Raw genomic sequence first — 17,666 nt, forward strand, 5'->3', positions numbered from 1 at the left:
CATCAAGGGTGGTTCTGGCGATGGGATTCCCGCCACACCGCCCCTGCCCCGAGCCGGCTGCGCCCCGCATTCAAGCCGATTTCCTCCCCTTTTCTGCCATGCTGGATAACCTCACACAACGCCTGGCGCGGGTCGTCAAGACCATGCGCGGCGAGGCCCGACTGACCGAGGCCAACACCGCCGAGATGCTGCGCGAAGTGCGCCTTGCCATGCTCGAAGCCGACGTGGCGCTGCCGGTCGTGCGTGACTTCATCTCCCGCGTCAAGGAAAAGGCGCTTGGCGAGGACGTGGTCACAAGCCTGACCCCGGGCCAGGCCCTGGTGGGCGTGGTGCAGCGCGAGCTGACCGCAATCATCGGTGGCGACGACGCCATTGCCGACCCGAAGATTACCGAGCTGAACCTGAACGTCCAGCCGCCCGCCGTGATCCTGATGGCCGGCCTGCAGGGTGCGGGCAAGACCACTACGTCCGGCAAGCTGGCCAAGTGGCTCAAGGAAAACAAGAAGAAGAAGGTGCTGACGGTGTCGTGCGACGTGTACCGTCCCGCCGCTATCGCCCAGCTCAAGACCGTGTCCGAACAGGTGGGCGCGGACTTCTTCCCGTCGCAGCCCGACCAGAAGCCGGTGGACATTGCCCGCGCGGCACTGGACTGGGCCCGCAAGCACTACCACGACGTGCTGATCGTCGATACGGCCGGCCGCCTTGGTATCGACGAGGCGATGATGCAGGAAATCGCCGCGCTGCACGCCGAACTGAAGCCCGCCGAAACCCTGTTCGTGGTCGATGCCATGCTGGGCCAGGACGCCGTGAACACCGCCAAGGCGTTCAACGACACCCTGCCGCTGACCGGCGTGGTACTGACCAAGCTGGACGGCGACGCCCGGGGCGGTGCCGCATTGTCCGTACGTCACATCACCGGCCGGCCGATCAAGTTCGTCGGCGTGGCCGAAAAGCTCGACGGCCTGGAGCCCTTCTATCCGGACCGCATGGCCCAGCGGATCCTGGGCATGGGCGACATCCTCGCGCTGGTGGAAGAAGCCCAGCGCGGCGTGGACATGGAAGCGGCCGAGAAGCTGGCCAAGAAGATCAAGAAGACCGGCGGTTTCGACCTTGAGGACTTCAAGGCGCAGATCGGCCAGATGAAGAAGATGGGCGGCCTGGGCAGCCTGGTCGACAAGCTGCCGGCCCAGTTCGCGCAGCAGGCGCAGGGCGCCAACATGGACCAGGCCGAAAAGCAGGTGCGCCGCATGGAGGGCATCATCAACAGCATGACGGCCGCCGAACGCGCCAAGCCCGAACTGATCAAGGCCAGCCGCAAGCGCCGCATCGCGGCGGGCGCCGGCGTGCCGGTACAGGAAGTGAACCGCCTGCTGAACCAGTTCGACCAGATGCAGGGCATGATGAAGAAGCTCAAGGGCGGCGGCATGATGAAGATGATGCGCCAGATGGGTGCCATGAAGGGCGGCATGAAGGGCCTCTTCAACCGCTGACCCGCTGCCGACACTGATTCCCGCAAAAGACAAGTAACAGGACACCGATCATGATGACCGCCGAACAGGCCCGCGAACTCTGGGCCAGCTCCGAGGAAATCGTCAGCGCCGAAGAGGTGCAGCAATCGCTGGACCGCATGGCCAGCGAGATTACCGACAAGATGGGCGACGACTTCCCGCTGGTGCTGTCCGTGATGGGCGGCGCCGTGGTCTTCACTGGCATGCTGCTGCCCAAGCTGCAGTTCCCGCTGGAATTCGACTACATCCACCTCTCGCGATACAACAACAAGACGGTGGGCGGCGAGATGCAGTGGCGCGTGGCGCCGCGCGAATCGGTCAAGGACCGCGTGGTGCTGGTGCTTGACGACATCCTCGACGAAGGCGAGACCATGGCGGCCATCCGCCAGCGCATCATGGACATGGGCGCCAAGGAATTCCACGCCGCCGTGCTGTGCGAAAAGACGCTGACCAAGCTCAAGCCGATGCACCCCGACTTCTGCGGCTTCAAGGTGCCCGACCGCTACGTCTTTGGCTGCGGCATGGACGTCAAGGGCTACTGGCGCAACCTGGGCGCCATCCGCGCCCTGGTCTGAACGATACCGGGGCCATTGAAGCCCCGTCTGCCCGCACTGCGCTCAGTGCGGGTGGGCGCCCAGGATGGGCCAGAGCGATGCCAGCAGCAGCAACGCCATCGTCACATTGAACACGCGCAGCGCGCGCGGATTCGCCAGCCAGCGGCGCAACGCCGCGCCAAACACCGCCCACGTGGTGATGCTTGGCAGGTTCACCACCCCGCACAGCACCGCCATCAGGGCCGCATTGGTCCACAGGTTGGGATGCAGCACATAGGCGCTGCACGCGCCAACCGCCATCACCCACGCCTTCGGATTCACCCACTGGAACGCCGCCGCGCGCAGGAAAGTCATGGGCCGCGCCACCTCGCGGTCCTGCAGGCCACCGGCCGTGGCCAGCTTCCACGCCAGCCAGACCAGATAGGCCGTGGCCGCCACGCGCAGCACGCTCCACGTCCACGGAAACGCCGTGAAGACCGAGCCCAGGCCCAACCCCACGATGACCATCATCACCACCATGCCGATGCAGATGCCGAGCAGATGCGGCACCGTGCGGCGCAGGCCGAAGTTGACGCCCGAAGCCAGCAGCATCGTGTTGTTCGGGCCAGGGGTGATCGACGAGACCAGCACGAAGGCGCTGTAGGCCATCAACGCGCCGGTACTGGCGGCAAGTTCGGGGGGAAGGGTCAGAGCCATGACGGCGCTCCTGAAAATCGAAAACAGGCGCTCAGTCTAGGGACACTGCTCAGTACAGTACCGATACAGTTAGGGCGAAAAGTGCCGGTACGGCATTGGTCACGCTGCCGCGCTAGCGCCCAGCGGCATGGATGGCGACCGCGACGGCCATCCCCCACAGCACCACGCCGGTAGCCCGTTCGACGGTACGCACCGACCGTACAAACCGCCCCATCACGGCCGGATGCCGCACGGCCGCCGCCACGGCGATATCCCACAGCAGTACCGTTGCGAACATCCACACCCCATAGGCGGTCTGCGTGGTCAGCGGCGTAGACCGCCCCGCCAGCACGGCAAACAGGCTGGCGTAGAACAGCCCGTTCTTGGGATTGAGAACAGCCGACAGAAAGCCCGAGCCAACCTGCGCCAGATACGCGTGGCCGGGCATTGCGCCAGATGTACGGGGTGCATCGGCAATATCGGCGGGGCCGGCGGGATCGACGGGATCGGCGGGATCGACGGGCAGCCGCACGGCACCACGTGCACGCAGGAATTTCCATCCCATCCACGCCAGATAGGCGCAACCGGCCCATTGCAGCGCGCCGAACAGGCCGTGCATGCCGGCCGTGGCAGCCAGTCCCGCGAGCGCCAGCGCAATATAGACGCCGTTGCCCAGCGCGATGCCCAGGCATACGCCGATGGCGCTGCGCACGCCGTCGACCATCGACGCCCTGACCACCAGGAAGAAGTCCGGCCCCGGACTCAGCAACGCCAGCCCGTGCGCACCGGCCACCACCGCAAACTGCTGCCACGACGCCTGATCGAATCCCATCCCAGCCTCCCTGCCATTGAACACGTGTCAAGGCGGGCAGTCTGGCGGCACCGGCGCAGCAAGGATTGAAGAAAATTGCGCGGGGCGCGGAGGCCCCGGAGACCTGAAAGCTGCCTAGCCCGCCCGCTGATACGCGCGCGGGGTCAGCGCCACGCGCTGGCGGAATGCGCGATGAAAGTGGCTTTGGTCGGCAAACCCAAGCTGCTGGGCCACATCGGCCGGGGCATCGCCACGGCGCAGCAGCCGCCGCGCGTGCTGGATGCGGAGATCGATCTGGAACGCATGCGGCGTCATGCCGAACCGCGCCCGGAAATGGCGAATCAATTGATAGCGGCTCATCCCCGCCACCTCGGCCAGCCGGGCCAGCGGCAACGCGTCGCCATGGCGGTCGTGCAGCAGCGCGGTCACGCGATCAAGCGGGCCGTCCGCAGGCTGCCCATCTGCCGCCATGCCCTGCCCATCCTCAGCCAGCCAGCCCTGCATGTCGCCCACGAATGCCACCAGCGCCGCCTCCTTCTCCACCACTTCGGCGTCAGAAAACAGCATCGCGTTCAGCGCGCAGACCAGCGCGTACGGCGCGGCATCATCGGTGACGTGAACCCGCCGCACGCGGGCCCGGCCCGCCTCGTCCAGCACCGCATCGGCCCATGCCGCGTCGATGTGGATCATCTGGTAGCTCCAGCGCCCGTCGGGCACCGGGTTGCAGGCATGCACGCAGCCGGCGGGCACCCACACCACTGCGCCCGGCGCCAGCCGGGTATCGCGCCGGACGTTGTACTGGTCATGCCCGAAGACACTGGCGCCGCCGTCGACGGCGCCGACCGACAGCGTGGGATGCGAATGCGGAAGGTAGGCGGCCTGGCTATCGCAGGCGCGCCGGCTTTCGACCACGGGCAGCGCCGGGTCGAACCAGAAGCGGGTCAGCCCCGGCTGCGATACGGATGCTCGCGCAGCCATTTGGTGGCAATCCACTTCTCTCCGGACGCCACGGGCAGTCCGGCATGCAGCGTACGGTCATCGAGCGTGCCATCGGGCTGCTTGTAACGGAAGAACACCGCATTGCCCTTGACCGGCGCCACCTCCAGGCCAACCCGTGGAAACGCCGTGGCGCCCCCGGCCGGCGGACTGTTCAGGTAGATCACCAGCGTAGCCACGCGCTGGCCGCCCACGCGCAGCTGGCGCGCTTCGCCGGGACGCTGCGGATTGAAGAAATCGAAATGCGGCTGGTACTCGCCGCCGGGCTTGTAGTTGAGGATCTGCAGGCCCTCGCCATGCTCGACCGGCAAGCCGGTGATGGCGGCGATCCGGGCCTCGATCTGCTGGATCAGCGCATGCTCGCCCACCTGGAACATCGCGCCCATGCTGGTGCGGGCGTCGATCAGGTTTTCATCGCCGGTGTCCGGATTCACCACGGGAGAGCGCTGCAGGCGGTCGCGCGCCAGCGAGATCAGCGCGTCGCACTCGGTGCCATCGAGCAGATTCTGCAGCAGCAGGATGCGCGGCGCCTCCAGCGCGAAAAGGATCGGCATCTCGCGCCCTTCGTGGCGGAAGGCGTTGCTGCCGGACGCCGGCGTGGCTGCTGCAGCCGCTGCAGCCCCAGCAGCCGGAACTGCCGACGCCGCAGGCTGGCCCGCATGCCGGGTCACCACCGGCGCGGGTGCCGGCGCCTGCCTGGGCGGCGGGCGGTGGCCCAGCGCGGCATTGACGGTATCGCGCGAGAACGTGGCGTCGTAGCCCGACCGCAACATTGACAGCACCAGCGATTCGGCATCGAAGCCCTGCTCGATATGGCGCTTCAGCCATAGTTCGAGTTCGGGAGATGTGGCGCGATACCCTACGCGGGACTCACGTGTCATGACGGATTCGCCAGCCGCTGCGGCGAGAAGGGGTTGCGCGCGGGCGATTCGGGCGGCAGCGTGCGGCGTGCCGGCGCCGTGGCCGCAGGCGCCGCGCCGTCAGGATCGCCGGCGATCGTGACCGTGGCCTCGGAATACTGCCAGCGCTTCCAGGCACCCAGCACCGCATTGGGATACTCGGGGCGGCCCCGGCTGCCGTTGTAACGGCCCAGCGCCAGGAACAGGTCGCCGTTCTCGCGATCCAGATAGTGGCGCAGGATCGTGCAGCCGTAGCGCAGGTTGCTTTGCAGGTGGAACAGCTTGCGCGTGTCACCGTCGCCGATAGAGCGTACCCAGAACGGCATCACCTGCATCAGCCCGCGTGCATCGGCCGAACTGATGGCGTACTTGCGGAACCCGCTTTCCACCTGCACCAGACCCAGCACCAGCGACGGCTCCAGCCCGGCACGCTTGGCTTCGTAATAGACCGTTTCGATGAGTTCGACGCGCGTCTGCGGATCGGGCATCCGCGATTCCAGCCGCCGCGACATCTCGCCCAGCCATTTCAGGTAGCCGAGCTTCTCGCCGCCGGACGCAAACGTCGGACGCACCGGCCGGTTGTCGGCAATCGCCGCAGCCAGCGCGCCCCGCACGGAATCGGCCAGCGCCTCTTCCTTCTGCGCGCCGGCGCAGGCTGCCGTGGACAACACGGCACAAAACACGCCGCCAGCCAGGGCGGCAGCCCAGCGGCGGGACATCGGCAGGCCAGCGGCGCGCATGACGCTTCGACCGTCGCTTAGCTGGACAGCAGGTTGCGCACGTGCGCCACCACGTCGGCCACGGCCACCGGGGTAGCCTGCGCATCGCGGCGGCCCTGGTATTCGACCTTGCCTTCCTTGAGGCCGCGGTCGCCCACCACCACGCGGTGCGGCACGCCAATCAGCTCCCAGTCGGCAAACATCACGCCCGGGCGCTCGCCGCGGTCGTCCAGGATCACGTCCACGCCGGCTGCCAGCAGTTCGGCATGGATGCGGTCCGCCTCGGCTTTCACGGCTTCGTTGCGGTCATAGCCGACCGGGCACACCACCACCGCGAACGGGGCGATGGAAGCCGGCCAGATGATGCCGCGCTCGTCGTAGTTCTGTTCGATGGCCGCGCCCAGGATACGAGTGACGCCAATGCCATAGCAGCCCATCTGCATCGGCTGGTTCTTGCCCGTTTCGTCCAGGAACACCGCATTCATCGACTCCGAATAGCGGGTGCCCAGCATGAAGACGTGACCCACCTCGATGCCGCGGCAGATTTCCAGCGTGCCCTTGCCATCCGGCGAGGCATCGCCAGCCACCACGTTGCGCAGGTCCGCCACGGCCGGCTCGGGCAGGTCGCGGCCCCAGTTCACGCCGGTGTAGTGGTAGTCACGCTCGTTGGCGCCGCAGCAGAAATCGCTCATGTTGGCCACGGTGCGATCTGCCACCACCTTGACCGGCTTCTTGGTGCCGATCGGGCCCAGGTAGCCCGGGGGCGAGCCGAAGGCGTCGACGATCTCGGTCTCGGTGGCGAATCGGAATTCGGCCAGGCCCGGCACCTTCGATGCCTTGACCTCGTTCAGTTCGTGGTCGCCACGGATCAGCAGCAGCCAGATCTGCGCGCCGGCATCGCCATCGGTGGCCAGCACGATCGACTTGACCGTGCGGTCCAGCGGCATGCCCAGGAATTCGGCCACGTGCTCGCACTTGGCCTTGCCCGGCGTCGACGTCCTGGCCAGGGCCTCGGCCGGCGCGGCGCGCTGGGCCGTCAGCGGCAGCGCCTCGGCGGCTTCCATGTTGGCGGCGTACTCCGACGTGGGGCAGTAGACGATGGCGTCTTCGCCGGTGTCGGCAATCACGTGGAATTCGTGCGAGCCCGAGCCGCCGATGGCGCCGTTATCGGCCGCCACGGCACGGAATTCCAGGCCGAAACGCGTGAAAATGCGCTGGTAGGCGTCGTACATGCTCTTGTACGAGACCTTCAGGCCCTCGACGTCACGGTCGAACGAATAGGCGTCCTTCATCGTGAATTCGCGGCCGCGCATGATGCCGAAGCGGGGGCGGCGCTCGTCGCGGAACTTGGTCTGGATCTGGTAGAAGTTCACCGGCAGCTGCTTGTAGCTGCGGATTTCGCCCCGGGCGATATCGGTGACCACCTCTTCCGAGGTCGGCTGCAAGGCGAAATCGCGCTCGTGGCGGTCTTTCAGGCGCAGCAGCTCGGGGCCCATCTTGTCCCAGCGGCCGGTTTCCTGCCACAGCTCGGCCGGCTGGACCACCGGCATCAGCAGTTCCACGGCGCCGGCGCGGTTCATTTCCTCGCGAACGATGTTCTCCACCTTGCGGATCACGCGCAAGCCCACCGGCATATAGCTGTAGATGCCGGCGCCCAGCTTCTTGATCATGCCGGCCCGCATCATCAGTTTGTGCGACACGATTTCCGCGTCTGCGGGGGCTTCCTTGAGGGTGGAAATGAAGAAATGCGAGGCTTTCATCCGTTGGTTTCTCGTAAGGCTGGTCGTGGCGGGCCGGATCGGCCGCGCCGCCGGACGGCAGCAAAGGGCTTTCGGTTCACGGGGGGACGCGCCTGAAACTGCCCATCTGGTCGGGAAAACCAGCATTCCCGGGGTCGGGCCGATGCGCGCGCATCCCTTATAATCGACGTAATTCTAAAGGATTCGAGGTGCAGTCATGCTCGATCGTGAAGGCTTTCGCCCGAACGTCGGCATCATCCTCATCAACGCACGTAACGAGGTTTTCTGGGGCAAGCGAATCGGCGAACACTCCTGGCAGTTTCCGCAAGGTGGCATCAAGTACGGCGAGACGCCGGAACAGGCCATGTTCCGCGAGCTGCAAGAAGAAGTCGGGCTGCTTCCGGAGCACGTCAGGATCGTCGGTCGCACGCGCGACTGGCTGCGTTATGAGGTGCCGGACAAGTTCATTCGCCGCGAGATCCGCGGCCACTACAAGGGCCAGAAGCAGATCTGGTTTCTGCTGCGCATGGTGTGTCGCGATTGCGACATCCACCTGCGCGCGAGTGACCATCCGGAATTCGATGCCTGGCGCTGGAGCGAGTACTGGGTGCCGCTGGACGCCGTGATCGAATTCAAGCGCGACGTCTACCAGTTGGCGCTGACCGAACTGTCGCGGTTCCTGAACCGTGGACGCGTGCCGCTGAGCCCGTATGGCCATCACCATATGGGGCACGGCCGGCATGGCGAAGGCGTGCGCCCGCCCCGGCAGCCGGATGCCGCGCCAGCGGCGCTGCAGGCAGCCACGGCCGACAGCGACCACGCCACCGGTGACACGGCGACCCTGGATACCGCGGCCATAGCGCCCGAAACCACTCTTTCGCCGGACCAGCCGGCGACCAACAAACGGAGTCATGGATGACTAGTTTCAGCGGCCGGGGCCTTCGCTCCGGCCTGTTGCTGGCGGCAGCCTGCCTGGCGCTTGCCGGCTGCAAGACCACTGGCAAGGGCATGCCCGAGGAAGAACAGAAGGCGTCCGACAGCGGCTTCATCAATCCCTTCGAGGACCGGCCATTCAAGGAAGTGCAGGCGGCGCTGCCGGCGCTGCCCCAGGACGCGGACCTGATCCCGTTCAAGGTCAACGACTCGTCCGACTTCCGGTTCATGGTCGATCCGAAGTCGATTTCGGTCGGCCCCGACCGCGTGGTGCGCTACACGGTGGTAATCACCAGTGCCGGCGGCGGCCGCAACGTCAGCTACGAAGGCATGCGCTGCGACGCGTTCGAGCGCCGCATCTACGCTACGCTGCCCAAGGGCGCCACGGAGTGGGTGCCGAACCTGGGCGAAGACCGCGACCTGTGGATCCGCATGCAGACCCGCGCCCGCAACGCCTACGCGGCCACGCTGGCAACGGACTATTTCTGCGAGGGCCGCACCGTGGCCGGCAAGCCGGAACAGATGGTTCGCGACCTGAAGGCCTACGCGCCCAGCCACTGACCAGCGCTCCGGGCACAAAAAAAAGGCGAGTACCCGTGGGGACTCGCCTTTTTTCATGGGTTACGGCCCGATCTGGCCGCTTCCGGATACCTAAAGTGCGTCAGATCAGCACGAGGTTATCGCGATGGATCAGCTCGGGCTCGTTCAGATGGCCCAGCACCGTCTCAATTTCCGACGACGGCTTGCGCGCAATCAGCCGGGCTTCGGCGCTGGAATAGTTGGTGATGCCTCGCGCCACCTCGCGGCCGGCATTGTCGACGCAGGCCACCACTTCGCCACGCGCAAACTCGCCCTGCACTTCCGTCACGCCGATGGGCAGCAGCGACTTGCCGCCGGCCGTCAGCTTTTCGACGGCGCCGGCATCGATCACCACGCGGCCGCGCAGTTGCAGGTGGTCGGCCATCCATTGCTTGCGGGCGGTCAGCCGGCCCGTGGGCGCCAGCAGTTGCGTGCCGATGGCCTCGCCAGCCGCCAGGCGGCCCAGCACATCCTGCTCGCGGCCCGACGCAATCGTCGTGTGGGCGCCGGATTTGGCGGCACGCTTGGCCGCCAGGATCTTGGTCAGCATGCCACCGCGCCCGATGGACGTGCCCGCGCCGCCCGCCATGGCCTCCAGCTCCGGCGTGCCGGCCAGCGCCTCGTCGACGAATTCGGCATTCGGGTCCTTGCGCGGATCGGCCGTGTACAGGCCACGCTGATCGGTCAGGATCACCAGCGCATCGCCTTCGATCAGGTTCGTGACCAGCGCGCCGAGCGTGTCGTTGTCGCCAAACTTGATTTCGTCGGTGACCACGGTGTCGTTCTCGTTGATAATCGGCACCACGCCCAGGCTCAGCAGCGTAAGCAGCGTGGACCGCGCATTGAGATAGCGTTCGCGGTCGGCCAGGTCGGCATGGGTCAGCAGCACCTGAGCCGTGCGGATGCCGTAGCGACCGAACTGGCTTTCGTAGACCTGCGCCAGACCCATCTGGCCCACGGCGGCGGCGGCCTGCAGTTCGTGGATTTCCTTCGGCCGGCGCGACCAGCCCAGGCGCTGCATGCCTTCGGCGATTGCGCCCGAACTGACCAGCACCACTTCCTTGCCAGTGCCGCGCAGCTTGGAGATCTGGGCCGCCCAGCGCGCTATGGCGTCATGGTCCAGCCCCTTGCCGTCGTTGGTGACCAGGCTCGAACCCACTTTGACGACAATACGTTTTGCCTGGGCGATGACCGATTGCATGACGGGTTTCCTGTCTCCGAGCCGTGGTTATTGTGTTGGGGTGTGACAGCTTACGCCTGCTCGTCGCCCCGGTCGACGTTGTGCAGACGGTCATCCAGCCGGATGTCGGGCTCTGCCAGCGCGGCGGCCTCTTCAGCCTTGAGCGCAGCCAGGTGGTCCTTGATCGCATAGACCAGCTCGCGGCAGCCCTCGCCGGTCAGCGCCGAGATATGGAACACCGGGCCCTTCCACTTGTAGCGCTTGATGAAGTCCTTCACCCGTGTGGCGCGTTCGTCGTCTGGCACCACGTCGAGCTTGTTCAACACCAGCCAGCGCGGCTTCGCGTACAGCGTCTCGTCGTACTTCTTCAGTTCGTTGACGATGGCCTTGGCCTCGGCAACGGGGTCGACGTTCTCGTCGAACGGCGCGATATCGACGATATGCAGCAGCAGGCCGGTACGCTGCAGGTGGCGCAGGAACTGGTGGCCCAGGCCGGCGCCTTCGGCGGCGCCTTCGATCAGGCCGGGAATGTCCGCCACCACGAACGACTGCTCATGGTCCACGCGGACCACGCCCAGGTTCGGATGCAGCGTGGTGAACGGGTAGTCCGCCACCTTCGGGCGGGCGTTCGACACATGCGAGATGAACGTGGACTTGCCCGCGTTGGGCATGCCCAGCAGGCCCACGTCGGCCAGCACCTTCAGTTCGAGCTTGAGCATGCGGCGCTCGCCCGGCTTGCCGTCGACCTGCTGGCGCGGCGCGCGGTTGGTACTCGACTTGAAATGCAGGTTGCCCCAGCCGCCCATGCCGCCTTCGGCCAGGCAGACGCGCTGGCCGTGCTCGGTCAGGTCGGCGATGACTTCGCCGGTATCCATGTCGGTGATCAGCGTTCCCACTGGCATGCGCAGCGTGACGTCTTCGCCGGCGGCGCCATAGCAGTCGGCGCCACGGCCGTTCTCGCCGTTGCGCGCCACGTGCTTCTTGGCGTAGCGGAAGTCGATCAGCGTATTGATATTGCGGTCGGCCTGCGCGAACACGCTGCCGCCACGGCCGCCGTCACCGCCATCGGGGCCACCGAAGGGCACAAATTTCTCGCGCCGGAACGAAGCGCTTCCGTTGCCGCCATTGCCGGCGATCGCTTCGATACGGGCTTCGTCAATGAACTTCATGTTGGTCTTCCGATGAGGATCTGGCTTGCGCCCGCGAAACGCCAGGAAACGAAGCGAAGCGGTTCTGGCCAGGGCGCGTGGCCGCAGATAATACAAATGTTACGGCAAGGCCGCGCAACGACGCCAGAAGCGTTTTTGCCGGCGAGCCGAAAATAAAAAAAGCCCCGCATGTGCTGCGGGGCCTTTCGTGCTGCAAAGGCTGTTATCAGGCCGCCGGAACGACGCTGACTTGCTGCTTCTTGGCAGCGCCCTTGACGGCAAACTGCACGTGGCCGTCCACCAGCGCGAACAGGGTGTGGTCCTTGCCAACACCCACGTTGTCGCCAGCGTGCACGCGCGTACCGCGTTGACGAACGATGATGCCGCCGGCGTTGATGGCCTGGCCACCGTACACCTTCACGCCCAGACGCTTCGATTCCGAATCACGTCCGTTCCGCGTAGAGCCGCCGCCTTTTTTCTGTGCCATGTCTTAACTCCTGTTGACCTGATGCGATGAAACCTGTGTCCGAGCCGGGGCTCAGGCAACGATGGCTTCGATGCGCAGTTCGGTGTAATTCTGACGATGGCCCTGACGCTTCTGGTAGTGCTTGCGACGGCGCATCTTGAAGATCTTCACCTTGTCGTGACGACCTTGGGCGATAACGGTAGCCTTGACGGAAGCCCCGCTCACCAGCGGCGTACCAAACTTGATTTGGTCGCCAGCGCCCACTGCGAGCACCTGGTCCAGCGTGATTTCTGCGCCAATGTCAGCCGGTATCTGTTCTACTTTAAGTTTTTCGCCAGCAGCAACCTTGTATTGCTTGCCGCCGGTTTTTACGACCGCGTACATTGTCGAACCTCTCGATGTTGATTGAAACGATGAATGCTGCTCCGGGAGGCCCGGAGCCGGCGCCGTTTCGTGCGCCGCAGACGGCGCGCGCATGAAGCGCGACCGAAGGAACCGCAAATTATAATCCGGTTTACGGAAAAGCGCAAAGAAAACAAGAAGATAGCCCGCTGGGCGCCTGCTGGGGCGGGCAGCGCACTTCCCGCTTCGTGCGAGGGATCAGGTCAGGTCGGCCAGCAGGAACCCGGCCAGGGCAGCGAACGCCACCCACCAGGCTGTGCGGCGGACATGCCGTCGGGATGCATGGGGCTTGTCCATGGCGGCATTATAGATGCGCGCATGCCCAGGCCCACGCCCGCGCGCCGGCACGCCTGACATTCCCTTCCATCGCACTCCACCGAGGGCCATAGTCACACCTGCATCGCATATAATCCACCGGTTTTGCGAAACGGTGATCTCATCTTGTCCCAGTCTTCCGCCACTGCCTTGCTTGCCCCGGTCGCTGCCGACATGCGCGCCGTTGACGCCGTCATCCGCCGTCGCCTGTCGTCCGAAGTCCCGCTGGTCGAGCAGATTGGCGAATACATCATCAGCGCGGGCGGCAAGCGCCTGCGCCCGGTCATCCTGCTGCTGTCGGCACGCGCGTTCGGCTACGAGGGCCATCGCCATCACGAACTGGCCGCGGTGGTGGAGTTCATCCACACGGCCACGCTGCTGCACGACGACGTGGTGGACGAATCCGAGCTGCGGCGCGGCCGCCAGACCGCCAATGCCGTGTTCGGCAACGCCGCCAGCGTGCTGGTGGGCGATTTCCTCTATTCGCGCGCCTTCCAGATGATGGTGGACGCCGGCAGCATGCGCATCATGGAGATTCTCTCCAACGCCACCAACGTGATTGCCGAGGGCGAGGTGCTGCAGCTGCTGAACATGCACGACCCCGACGTCACGGTAGAGCGCTACCTGCAGGTGATCCGGTACAAGACGGCCAAGCTGTTCGAGGCCTCGGCGCAACTGGGCGCCGTGCTGGCCGGCGCCGATGCCGCCATGGAGGAAGCCGCCGCCGAGTATGGCCGACGCATCGGCACGGCGTTCCAGCTGATCGACGACATGCTCGACTACACGGCCAGCGCCGAGCAGATGGGCAAGAACGCCGGCGACGACCTGCGTGAAGGCAAGCCCACGCTGCCGCTGCTGCACCTGCTGGAGCACGGCACGACCGAGCAGCGGGAACTGGCGCGCGACGCCATCGTGCAAGGCGGCACCGAGCACTTCGACGCCGTCTTCTCGGCCATCCACGCCAGCGGGGCGCTGGATGTAACGTTCGCGGCGGCCCGCCACGAGGCCGAAGCCGCCGAGCGGGCCGCCATGCAATTCCCGGATTCGCCGCTCAAGAACACGCTGATCGAGCTGTGCGCATTCTCGCTGCAGCGACAGAGCTGACGGCGGCCAGCACTTTTTCTTGAGATGGTGCTTGCCAACCTCAAGAAACGCCGCTAGAATTTTGTTCTTTGCTGCTGACGACGCAACGTCAGCCGGCAACAGAAATCGGGGTGTAGCTTAGCCTGGTAGAGCGCTACGTTCGGGACGTAGAGGCCGGAGGTTCGAATCCTCTCACCCCGACCAGATTTCGATGTACGGCAACGCCGCGCATCACAGGTATCAGCAGAAAGCCGCACAGCAATGTGCGGCTTTTTTGTTTTTGTCCCCCACCTTTCTCCCTCCCCACCCGGCCGGATCACCTCCGTTTCCGTCCCCCGCGCAAGTAGGGTTGCAGCCGTGTCGCGCAAACGCCAACGCGCACGCGAGCCAGCTTTACAAAAAGTGACCCCGGCGGCAAACTGCCCCGATCCTGGGACCCGCGCCCTGTGCCGTCCCGCCGCTGTCAACCGCGCCGCCCGCCGTTTTCCGACCAGCCTTCGGCAGCCTGCGCACCTTGTATCGTATTTCGCCATGACACTAGGTCTTGCGCTTGCCCAGAGCCGGCGGATCGCACCGGCGCTGCTCGCCCAGCTGGAGCAATCGGCACGGGAAAAGAAAACGCAGCTGATCGACGAGATCATTGGCAGCGGCACGATGTCCGCCCACGACGTGGCGATCTTTGCCGCCGACAAATACCAGCTGCCGCTGCTGGACCTGTCGCAATACAACCTCGGCCGCGTGCCGCCGGCGCTGGCCGGCAACCGCGAATTCCACGCCCACCGGCTGCTGCCGCTGGGCCGGCGCGAGAACCGGCTGATCGTGGCGATGTCCGACCCGGCCAACCAGGCCGGCGTCGAGGCCATCCGGCAGAAGATGAACCTGCCGGTGGAAACGGTCGTGGTCGAGCACGACAAGCTCATGAAGCATGTGCGAGCCGCCAGCGAGGCGCTTGGCACGCTCAAGAACATCTCGCCGGTCACGCCGACCGCGCAGAAGATGATCGAATACGACCCGTCGGCCGCGGCTGCCGCGCGCAAGGGACCGGGCAACGAGATCGACGACGCGCCGGTGGTGCGCTTCCTGCAGAAGCTGCTGAACGAAGCCTTCAATCGCGGCGCGTCCGACTTGCATTTCGAGCCGTTCGAATTCTTCTACCGCATCCGGTTCCGTGTGGACGGCGTGCTGCAGGAAGTTGCCCGCCCGCCGCTGGACATCCGCGACAAGATCGCCACCCGTATCAAGGTGCTGTCGCGGCTGGACATCTCCGAAAAGCGCGTGCCGCAGGACGGCCGGATGAAGCTGCTGATCTCCGTGCCCAAGGACAAGGACAGCAAGGAGATCATCGAGAAGGCGATCGACTTCCGCGTATCGACCCTGCCGACGCTGTTCGGCGAGAAGATCGTGATGCGGATTCTGGATTCGTCCACCGACAAGCTCGATATCGACCAGCTCGGCTACGAGCCCCAGCAGAAGGCACTGCTGCTCGAGGTCATCAAGCGCCCGTACGGGATGGTGCTGGTCACCGGCCCCACCGGCAGCGGCAAGACCGTGTCGCTCTACACGTTCCTGAACATGCTGAACCAGGGCGACATCAATATCTCCACAGCCGAGGACCCTGCGGAAATCCAGCTGCCGGGCATCAACCAGGTGAACGTCAACGACAAGGCGGGCCTGACCTTCGCGGCCGCGCTGAAGTCGTTCCTGCGGCAGGATCCGGACATCATCATGGTCGGCGAAATCCGCGACCTGGAAACCGCCGACATTTCGATCAAGGCCGCCCAGACGGGCCACCTGGTGCTGTCCACGCTGCACACCAACGACGCGCCGACCACGCTGACCCGCCTGATGAACATGGGCGTGGCGCCGTTCAACATTGCGTCGTCGGTGCTGATGATCACCGCGCAGCGCCTGGCCCGCCGGCTCTGCACGTGCAAGCGCGCGGGCGAACTGGCGCCGCAGGTGCTGCTCGATGCCGGCTTTACGGAAGGCGATGTCGATGGCAGCTGGAAACCCTACCACCCGGTGGGCTGCGAGCGCTGCAACGGCAGCGGCTACAAGGGGCGTTGCGGTATCTACCAGGTCATGCCCATCTCGGAAGCCATGCAGCAGATCATCCTGTCGCATGGCACGGCCCTGCAGATCGCCGAACAGGCCCGTAAAGAGGGCGTGCTATCGTTGCGCGAAGCCGGCCTGCAGAAGGTAAAACAGGGGGTCACGTCGCTGGAAGAAGTGCTGGCGACCACGAACTCCTAGCAACGGATCAAGGCGGTACTGACCAGGCGCGCGGCCGGGGCAGTACAAGGCATGAAGCCGGCCGCGCAAACGGGCATCCGCATCGGGTTGCGGGGCCCAAAAACAATAGCAATAGCATTATTTCGGGGGTCAAATCATGGCGACGCGCGCACCAGCGGCGGGCGCCCGGACGGCAGCGCCGTCACGGGCCAGGACAGGGCGGAAGGCGCCCACGCAATACATCTTCGAGTGGGAGGCCAAGGACCGCAAGGGCAAGGCCTTCAAGGGCGAGCAGCGGGCCGAGAGCCAGGCGGAGGTAACCTCCACCCTGCGCAAGCAGGGCCTGACCGTCGTCAAGATGAAGAAGCGCAAGGCGGCGCGCGGCAAGAAGATTACCGAGAAGGACATCGCGTACTTCACCCGCCAGCTGTCGACCATGCTGAAGGCCGGCATTCCGCTGCTGCAATCGATCGACATCATTGCGCGCGGCCACTCCAACCCGAACTTCACCCAGCTGCTGAACGACATCCGCTTCGACATCGAGGCCGGCAGCAGCATGGCGCAGGCCTTCCGACGCCATCCGAGGTACTTCGACGCGCTGTACTGCAACCTGATCGATGCCGGCGAACAGGGCGGTATTCTCGATGCACTGCTCGAGCGCCTGTCGCTGTATATGGAAAAGAGCATCGCGCTGAAGAGCCAGATCAAGTCGGCAATGATCTACCCGATCGCCGTGCTGACCGTGGCCTTTGCCGTGACCGTGGTGCTGATGCTGTTCGTGATCCCGGCCTTCAAGGGCGTGTTCTCGAGCTTTGGCGCGGCGCTGCCTGCCCCGACGCAGGTGGTGATCGGCATGTCCGATTTCTTTGTCGCGTACTGGCACCTGATCGTCGGCGCGCCAGTCTTCTCGATCATCTTCTACTTCCGGGCCCGCAAAAAATCAGAAAAAGTCCAGCGCTGGCACGACAAGATGCTGCTGAAGATGCCCATCTTCGGCAGCCTGTTCCGCAAGGCCGTGGTCGCACGCTGGACCCGAACGCTGGCCACGATGTTCGCGGCCGGCACGCCGCTGGTGGAGTCGATGGAGTCGGTCGGCGGCGCGGCCGGCAACTGGCTGTACTACGATGCCACGCGTGAAATCGAGCAGGCCGTGCGCATCGGCACCAGCCTGACCAACGCCATGCAGGCCACGCACCTGTTCGACAACATGGTGCTGCAGATGACGCAGATCGGCGAGGAATCGGGTGCGCTGGACAACATGCTGCTGAAGGTGGCGGAATTCTACGAGCGTGAGGTAGACGACGCCGTGGCCGCCATTTCGAGCCTGATCGAGCCGCTGATCATCGTGATCCTGGGCGTGCTGATCGGTGGCATGGTGGTCGCCATGTATCTGCCGATCTTCAAGCTTGGCCAGGTGGTCTAACAAC

General features: G+C 65.3%; 17 protein-coding genes and 1 tRNA gene. 8 read left to right on the forward strand and 10 right to left on the reverse strand.

Translation table 11 applies throughout. From position 1 onward, the window contains the following. Positions 1 to 98: 98 nt before the first annotated feature. Positions 99 to 1,490, forward strand: a complete 1,392-nt coding sequence (gene ffh / locus ACOABP_RS06520; RefSeq protein WP_474227459.1) for a signal recognition particle protein — start codon at positions 99 to 101, stop codon at positions 1,488 to 1,490. Positions 1,491 to 1,540: 50 nt separating this feature from the next. After that, positions 1,541 to 2,083, forward strand: coding sequence for a hypoxanthine-guanine phosphoribosyltransferase (locus ACOABP_RS06525; RefSeq protein ID WP_474227460.1), 543 nt, complete (start codon positions 1,541 to 1,543; stop codon positions 2,081 to 2,083). Positions 2,084 to 2,125: 42 nt separating this feature from the next. Here ACOABP_RS06525 and ACOABP_RS06530 read toward each other — a convergent pair whose 3' ends face one another. The 6 genes from ACOABP_RS06530 to ACOABP_RS06555 all read right to left on the reverse strand — a co-directional run bounded on the left by ACOABP_RS06530 (position 2,126) and on the right by ACOABP_RS06555 (position 7,922). Then, positions 2,126 to 2,758, reverse strand: coding sequence for a LysE family translocator (locus tag ACOABP_RS06530; RefSeq protein WP_474227461.1), 633 nt, complete (start codon positions 2,756 to 2,758; stop codon positions 2,126 to 2,128). A gap of 112 nt (positions 2,759 to 2,870) precedes the next feature. Further along, the gene (locus ACOABP_RS06535; RefSeq protein ID WP_474227462.1) at positions 2,871 to 3,569 is read right to left on the reverse strand and encodes a LysE family translocator; all 699 of its coding nucleotides are present in this window, start codon (positions 3,567 to 3,569) and stop codon (positions 2,871 to 2,873) included. A 114-nt stretch (positions 3,570 to 3,683) separates the two neighbouring features. Next, the gene (locus ACOABP_RS06540; RefSeq protein ID WP_474227463.1) at positions 3,684 to 4,526 is read right to left on the reverse strand and encodes an AraC family transcriptional regulator; all 843 of its coding nucleotides are present in this window, start codon (positions 4,524 to 4,526) and stop codon (positions 3,684 to 3,686) included. Beyond that, a complete protein-coding gene (locus tag ACOABP_RS06545; RefSeq protein WP_474227464.1) occupies positions 4,490 to 5,425 on the reverse strand; it encodes a 2OG-Fe(II) oxygenase in 936 nt (311 codons plus the stop codon). Before ACOABP_RS06545 ends, ACOABP_RS06540 begins: the two co-directional genes overlap by 37 nt. Then, complete coding sequence (locus ACOABP_RS06550) at positions 5,422 to 6,183, reverse strand: lytic transglycosylase domain-containing protein (RefSeq protein ID WP_066732364.1); 762 nt, start codon at positions 6,181 to 6,183, stop codon at positions 5,422 to 5,424. The genes ACOABP_RS06545 and ACOABP_RS06550 overlap by 4 nt, the downstream gene beginning before the upstream one ends. Before the next feature lie 17 nt (positions 6,184 to 6,200). Next, complete coding sequence (locus ACOABP_RS06555) at positions 6,201 to 7,922, reverse strand: proline--tRNA ligase (protein WP_474227465.1); 1,722 nt, start codon at positions 7,920 to 7,922, stop codon at positions 6,201 to 6,203. A gap of 196 nt (positions 7,923 to 8,118) precedes the next feature. On the opposite strand from ACOABP_RS06555, the gene ACOABP_RS06560 reads away from it, so the two are divergent. After that, entirely contained in the window at positions 8,119 to 8,820 is a 702-nt protein-coding gene (locus ACOABP_RS06560) for an RNA pyrophosphohydrolase (RefSeq protein WP_474227466.1), read from the forward strand. Next, positions 8,817 to 9,395 carry a CNP1-like family protein gene (locus tag ACOABP_RS06565; protein WP_474227467.1) on the forward strand — a complete coding sequence of 193 codons (579 nt, stop codon included), beginning with the start codon at positions 8,817 to 8,819 and terminating at the stop codon, positions 9,393 to 9,395. Before ACOABP_RS06560 ends, ACOABP_RS06565 begins: the two co-directional genes overlap by 4 nt. A 100-nt stretch (positions 9,396 to 9,495) precedes the next feature. Here the strand turns inward: ACOABP_RS06565 and proB are convergent, their stop codons facing one another. The 4 genes from proB to rplU all read right to left on the reverse strand — a co-directional run bounded on the left by proB (position 9,496) and on the right by rplU (position 12,591). Beyond that, on the reverse strand, positions 9,496 to 10,614 hold the full coding sequence (gene proB / locus ACOABP_RS06570; protein ID WP_474227468.1) for a glutamate 5-kinase: 1,119 nt from the start codon (positions 10,612 to 10,614) through the stop codon (positions 9,496 to 9,498). Between the two features lie 50 nt (positions 10,615 to 10,664). Further along, entirely contained in the window at positions 10,665 to 11,762 is a 1,098-nt protein-coding gene (gene obgE, locus ACOABP_RS06575) for a GTPase ObgE (RefSeq protein ID WP_474227469.1), read from the reverse strand. A 205-nt stretch (positions 11,763 to 11,967) separates the two neighbouring features. Next, positions 11,968 to 12,228 (reverse strand): 50S ribosomal protein L27, encoded by a 261-nt coding sequence (rpmA, locus tag ACOABP_RS06580; protein WP_066732378.1) that lies wholly within the window; start codon positions 12,226 to 12,228, stop codon positions 11,968 to 11,970. A 51-nt stretch (positions 12,229 to 12,279) separates the two neighbouring features. Next, the gene (gene rplU / locus ACOABP_RS06585) at positions 12,280 to 12,591 is read right to left on the reverse strand and encodes a 50S ribosomal protein L21 (protein ID WP_008647259.1); all 312 of its coding nucleotides are present in this window, start codon (positions 12,589 to 12,591) and stop codon (positions 12,280 to 12,282) included. Between the two features lie 507 nt (positions 12,592 to 13,098). Here rplU and ispB point away from each other — a divergent pair. From ispB to ACOABP_RS06605, 4 genes are all read left to right on the forward strand, one after another. Beyond that, positions 13,099 to 14,028 (forward strand): octaprenyl diphosphate synthase, encoded by a 930-nt coding sequence (gene ispB / locus ACOABP_RS06590; protein WP_474227781.1) that lies wholly within the window; start codon positions 13,099 to 13,101, stop codon positions 14,026 to 14,028. 106 nt (positions 14,029 to 14,134) lie between these two features. Next, positions 14,135 to 14,211 (forward strand) — tRNA-Pro (locus ACOABP_RS06595). Between the two features lie 327 nt (positions 14,212 to 14,538). Further along, the gene (pilB, locus tag ACOABP_RS06600; RefSeq protein ID WP_474227470.1) at positions 14,539 to 16,260 is read left to right on the forward strand and encodes a type IV-A pilus assembly ATPase PilB; all 1,722 of its coding nucleotides are present in this window, start codon (positions 14,539 to 14,541) and stop codon (positions 16,258 to 16,260) included. Between the two features lie 136 nt (positions 16,261 to 16,396). After that, positions 16,397 to 17,662, forward strand: a complete 1,266-nt coding sequence (locus ACOABP_RS06605; protein WP_474227471.1) for a type II secretion system F family protein — start codon at positions 16,397 to 16,399, stop codon at positions 17,660 to 17,662. The last annotated feature ends 4 nt before the right edge of the window (positions 17,663 to 17,666 follow it).

This window comes from Cupriavidus sp. HE11 (assembly GCF_056097175.1).

Coding starts and splice junctions, on each gene's coding strand:
- ACOABP_RS06540 (WP_474227463.1), bottom strand. CDS start 4,526: ATGGCTGCGCGAGCATCCGTATCGCAGCCGGGGCTGACCCGCTTCTGG.
- ACOABP_RS06555 (WP_474227465.1), bottom strand. CDS start 7,922: ATGAAAGCCTCGCATTTCTTCATTTCCACCCTCAAGGAAGCCCCCGCA.
- ACOABP_RS06560 (WP_474227466.1), top strand. CDS start 8,119: ATGCTCGATCGTGAAGGCTTTCGCCCGAACGTCGGCATCATCCTCATC.
- proB (WP_474227468.1), bottom strand. CDS start 10,614: ATGCAATCGGTCATCGCCCAGGCAAAACGTATTGTCGTCAAAGTGGGT.
- ACOABP_RS06525 (WP_474227460.1), top strand. CDS start 1,541: ATGATGACCGCCGAACAGGCCCGCGAACTCTGGGCCAGCTCCGAGGAA.
- ACOABP_RS06605 (WP_474227471.1), top strand. CDS start 16,397: ATGGCGACGCGCGCACCAGCGGCGGGCGCCCGGACGGCAGCGCCGTCA.
- ACOABP_RS06530 (WP_474227461.1), bottom strand. CDS start 2,758: ATGGCTCTGACCCTTCCCCCCGAACTTGCCGCCAGTACCGGCGCGTTG.
- ACOABP_RS06535 (WP_474227462.1), bottom strand. CDS start 3,569: ATGGGATTCGATCAGGCGTCGTGGCAGCAGTTTGCGGTGGTGGCCGGT.
- ffh (WP_474227459.1), top strand. CDS start 99: ATGCTGGATAACCTCACACAACGCCTGGCGCGGGTCGTCAAGACCATG.
- ACOABP_RS06565 (WP_474227467.1), top strand. CDS start 8,817: ATGACTAGTTTCAGCGGCCGGGGCCTTCGCTCCGGCCTGTTGCTGGCG.
- rplU (WP_008647259.1), bottom strand. CDS start 12,591: ATGTACGCGGTCGTAAAAACCGGCGGCAAGCAATACAAGGTTGCTGCT.
- ACOABP_RS06550 (WP_066732364.1), bottom strand. CDS start 6,183: ATGCGCGCCGCTGGCCTGCCGATGTCCCGCCGCTGGGCTGCCGCCCTG.
- rpmA (WP_066732378.1), bottom strand. CDS start 12,228: ATGGCACAGAAAAAAGGCGGCGGCTCTACGCGGAACGGACGTGATTCG.
- pilB (WP_474227470.1), top strand. CDS start 14,539: ATGACACTAGGTCTTGCGCTTGCCCAGAGCCGGCGGATCGCACCGGCG.
- ACOABP_RS06545 (WP_474227464.1), bottom strand. CDS start 5,425: ATGACACGTGAGTCCCGCGTAGGGTATCGCGCCACATCTCCCGAACTC.
- obgE (WP_474227469.1), bottom strand. CDS start 11,762: ATGAAGTTCATTGACGAAGCCCGTATCGAAGCGATCGCCGGCAATGGC.
- ispB (WP_474227781.1), top strand. CDS start 13,099: ATGCGCGCCGTTGACGCCGTCATCCGCCGTCGCCTGTCGTCCGAAGTC.